Origin of the sequence: Arthrobacter sp. 2YAF22_2, assembly GCF_052114645.1 — a bacterium.
In the GTDB taxonomy this organism is placed as follows: domain Bacteria; phylum Actinomycetota; class Actinomycetes; order Actinomycetales; family Micrococcaceae; genus Arthrobacter.
The window spans coordinates 1-2,030 of record NZ_JBFRFD010000591.1; the positions used below are offsets into that span (position 1 = coordinate 1).

Here is a 2,030-nt window from a genome sequence, read left to right on the forward strand (position 1 = left end):
CGCAACCCCTCCCCGAGCGACCTCGACGTGTCGGAGATCTGGGAAACGTAGTTCCTGGCCTTCGAATGCTCACCCATTTCAAGCAACCCCGCCACCACGTGCAGCCGGTTGGCATATTCGTGCTCCAAGGCACGCATCGCGTCCATCAGTCCGTGCACGGAGTGAAGGTCCCGGATCAGGGCTTCTGTCTCAGTGCGGTCCCTGATGGTAACTACCGAGCCTATGCTCCTGCCGGCGAGCACCACCGGCATTCGGTTGACGACAAGAAGGGAATCCGCCGTCAACGCAACCTGGTCTGCGCCCGGCAAAGCCCCGGTCAGCAAGTCCCTCAGCCGGCCCGGAGGGACCAGGTCGGTCACCGGTTTACCCACGACGGCGGCCTCAACTTTGAGCAGTCGGCGTGCCTCCTCGTTGATCAGTGTCACCAACCCGTCGTCGTCGAGCCCGACGACGGCCTCCCGGATTCCGTGCAACAACGCCTCGCGTTCCTGCAGAAGGGAGGCAATTTCCGCAGGCTCCAAATCAAATGTCACGCGTTTGATTCTGCGGRCCAGCAGGAGCGAACCCAGAACGCCCAGCGCAAGGACCGCCGCCGAGAATCCGACGATGAGCCAGGCCTCCCGGATCTGGTCGCCTTGCTCCGTTGTGACGAGGATGCCGACAGAAACCTGACCGATGATTGACCCGTCGCCGGATCGAACGGGCACCTTCGCATTCGCGGACGTGCCCAGGCTTCCGGCGTTCACCCCCAAATGCGTTTGTCCGTCAAGGACTGCCACCGGCTCTTCGAGCTGCTGTCCGATCAGGGCCGGATTCGGGTGCGAAAATCGGACGCCGGAACTATCCGTGACCACGACGTAGGCCGGCTGTGCGGCATCGACCACGCCTGCCGCCAGCCACTGGATTGTGTGCTGCGGATCCCCGGCCTGCAGCGCCGCACGTACCTGCGGCATTTGCGAGACGCTGGCCGCGATGCCCAGGGCCCGCAGTTGGTACTGGCGGTCCAACGATTGGTTGCTGATCAGGGTGAACACCATGCCGCCCATGGTCACGGTGAGGACCAGGATGGACAGCATCCAGACCAGGATCTGCGCGGTCAACGTCCGAGTGCGTCCGTGGCGGACAAGGGACGCCCAGGCGCCGCTCCAGCTCACCCGAGCCCGCAGGCGGGGACACCGGGGCCACCGGTCCGGGGCGACGTCGTCGTCGTGCACAAAATGCACGAAACGTGCAACATCGCGGCTTTGTTGCACAAGTTACTCAAGCGTTTCTTCACCGGTCATCTCTTTCTAAGGTCGACAAAGCTTATGTGATCCACTTCACGCAAGCCAACGAAGACGAAGAGAGGATTCGAGTGACGACGGTGTCCGAATCACGAACGAACGGCCGGACGGCGGCAGCTGCCACGTCCCCGGCAATAGAAATGACGGCAGCAACCAAGAGATTCCGTACCCCGGACGGTTCCAGCTATACCGCCTTGAACAACCTTGATCTGCGCGTGGAACGCGGAGAGTTTTGCGCGATTGTGGGGCCGACGGGGTGCGGCAAGTCAACATCGTTGACCTTGGCCGCGGGAATGGAAAAAGCATCCGAAGGGTCGGTGCGCGTCTTCGGGAAGGAGGTTGACGGTATCACCCCCAACGCAGGATTCATGTTCCAGACGGACGCGATCCTGCCGTGGCAGTCCGTCCTGGAAAACGTGGCAGCAGGCCCCCGGTACCGGGGCGTGCAGAAGAATTCGGCCTACCGGGATGCCCGGGACTGGATTCGCAGAGTCGGGCTTGCCGGCTTCGAGAACAACTACCCCCACCAACTCTCGGGGGGCATGCGCAAGCGCGTGGCTCTTGCCCAGAACCTCATCAACGAGCCCGAGCTCTTGTTGATGGATGAACCATTCAGCGCCCTCGACGTGCAGACCCGCGCCAAGATGAGCACCGAGCTGCTCACCCTGTGGGAGCAAAGCAAACCTGCCGTCGTATTTGTCACGCATGACCTCGAGGAGGCTATCGCGCTGGCCGACAAGGTGGTTG

Annotated in this window: 2 protein-coding genes; one reads left to right on the forward strand and one right to left on the reverse strand. The window is 62.5% G+C overall.

What is annotated here, in order from left to right; all coding sequences use genetic code 11:
• Positions 1 to 1,100: Spo0B domain-containing protein (locus AB4Y86_RS17615; protein WP_441403451.1), on the reverse strand; the 1,100-nt coding region annotated here is incomplete at its 3' end.
• Positions 1,101 to 1,228: 128 nt separating this feature from the next.
• Between AB4Y86_RS17615 and AB4Y86_RS17620 the strand changes: the two genes are divergently transcribed.
• On the forward strand, positions 1,229 to 2,030 hold an 802-nt coding region (locus AB4Y86_RS17620; RefSeq protein ID WP_441403452.1), incomplete at its 3' end, for an ABC transporter ATP-binding protein.